Source organism: Vibrio hibernica, assembly GCF_015223435.1.
In the GTDB taxonomy this organism is placed as follows: Bacteria; Pseudomonadota; Gammaproteobacteria; order Enterobacterales; family Vibrionaceae; genus Vibrio; species Vibrio hibernica.
Genome location: NZ_VHKO01000108.1, coordinates 1 through 2164 on the forward strand (window position 1 = coordinate 1; position 2164 = coordinate 2164).

The window sequence follows — 2164 nt, forward strand, 5'->3', positions numbered from 1 at the left end:
GGGGCGTGCGACGTGAGGTCGTATGAAGCGCTGTTCACCGCTTAATGTGTGAACCATCTGTATCACCAGATGAACCTAGGACTCTGAATAAAGTAGCGAGTCTGACAATGTAACGAAGATTGGTCGTGCACCAGTCGGGATCTAAATCGTGAGAGGACGATCCTCCTGATAACCACAAAATCGGGTAAGTGCTAGGTAGTCAGTATGATGAACATAAGTGAATCCGCATAAGGTGCGTTATACGATGAAACAGCGGAAGTGGTTAATACGCTGTAGCCAAAAGGCATGAGAGTCGGAAAGAGATTGCCCCATGCTCTTTCGTGATCATTGAACTCTCCGCACTATAGCGGGCATCTAACCTGACACTGCGCAACATACGGAACACGGTAAGCCAGTATCACTCCCTCAGGGAAAGCCATTGTGGCCGATAGTGATGCTGGTATAGGAGGTTGGAAAAAGCGAAGGCTGCGTTGTAACGATGCAGATACAGACTGATGTCTGATCACGAAAGTGAGCCCACTTCCGACTGGTCTCCCGTTGCGAGAGAATATGAATAACTTTATTCAAGGAGAAATGCAAATGATGATTTTAAAAGAGATTAGTGCCTCTCCTGACAGCGCTCAATGGCAGTCAATCGACTGGAAATCCGTTGAATCGCATGTATTAAAGCTTCAGATGCGTATTGCAAAGGCAACTCGAGAAGGTAAGCACGGCAAAGCGAAAGCCTTGCAGTGGCTACTGACTCACTCTCGCTCAGCAAAACTTCTTGCTGTTAAGCGAGTATCACAAAACAAAGGCAGTAAGACGCCTGGAATAGATGGTGTTATCTGGAATACAGATACACGCCGCATGAAAGCAGTCAATCAATTAAGTAGAAAGGCTTATCAAGCCAAACCACTCAAGCGTATCTATATTCCCAAAAAGAACGGTAAACTTAGGCCATTGGGCATTCCATGCATGATAGACAGAGCGCAACAAGCACTTCACTTATTAGCATTAGAGCCTGTGTCAGAAAGTCTTGCCGACCCTAACAGCTACGGTTTTAGACCAAGGCGAAGCACTGCTGACGCAATCGGCCAGTGTTTTATCTGTTTGAGTCAGAAACGGTCAGCACAATGGGTTCTTGAAGGGGACATCAAAGCTTGTTTCGACAAAATTGGGCATCAATGGCTGATGGATAATGTTGCTGTTGATAAACGAATGTTGAAGCAATGGCTAAAGTCTGGCTTTGTAGACAAAGGGCTATTTTACGACACCGATGAAGGCACGCCTCAAGGCGGGATTATATCTCCAACCTTGATGTTAATGACACTCTCTGGTCTCGAACAGCACATTAAGTCTGCCGCACTCAAAAAGGGTGCAAGAGCCAACTTTATTGGATATGCCGACGATTTCGTCGTCACTTGCGCTTCAAAGGAAGTGCTCGAGAACGATATCAAACCGTTGATTGCTGATTTCTTAGCGGAAAGAGGCTTAACATTATCCGAAGAGAAAACGCACATTACTCATATCAACGATGGCTTTGACTTTCTTGGGTTCAACCATAGGAAGTACAAAGGGAAACTGCTCATCAAGCCGAGTAAATCCAATACGTTGATGTTCTTAAGCAATCTGCGTGAACTCATCAAAAAGCACGTAACCCTTCCAGTGAATGATCTTATCAAACTGATAAATCCGAAACTCAGGGGGTGGTCGAACTATTATCGACACTGCGTGGCTAAACAGGTATTCGGATATGTCGGTCACAAGCTATTCCATACGTTATGGCACTGGGCTAAAAGGCGTCATCCAACAAAATCTAAAACTTGGATTGCCCTAAAATACTTCATCAACCGAAGAGGCCAATGGCAGTTTCACGGTTGGCAGAAGATCATGGATATGGATTGCCAGTTCAATCTGTTCCAAATAGCTAAAGTGCCAATAGAAAGGCATGTGAAAATCCGAAGTGCAGTGACACCCTTTGACCCTCAATACCAAGAATACTTGGCTAAAAGGAAGTCCAAACGGCAAGCTCGTAACTCTTGGAAAGAGCCTGCTCCGACTGCTTTATAAGTTGCTGGGTATCATTTGATGCCTTTGTGGAGGCTTGAGCCTAGTGCAGTGAAAGTTGCACGCTGGGTTCTTAGGGAGACGGCACTTGGTAACAAGTGTCGTCCACCCGACA

At 45.5% G+C, this 2164-nt stretch carries 1 protein-coding gene; it reads left to right on the top strand.

All coding sequences use genetic code 11. The annotated features are described in order from the left end of the window. Positions 1 to 579: 579 nt before the first annotated feature. Positions 580 to 2052 carry a group II intron reverse transcriptase/maturase gene (gene ltrA, locus FH976_RS15630; protein ID WP_194091700.1) on the top strand — a complete coding sequence of 491 codons (1473 nt, stop codon included), beginning with the start codon at positions 580 to 582 and terminating at the stop codon, positions 2050 to 2052. The last annotated feature ends 112 nt before the right edge of the window (positions 2053 to 2164 follow it).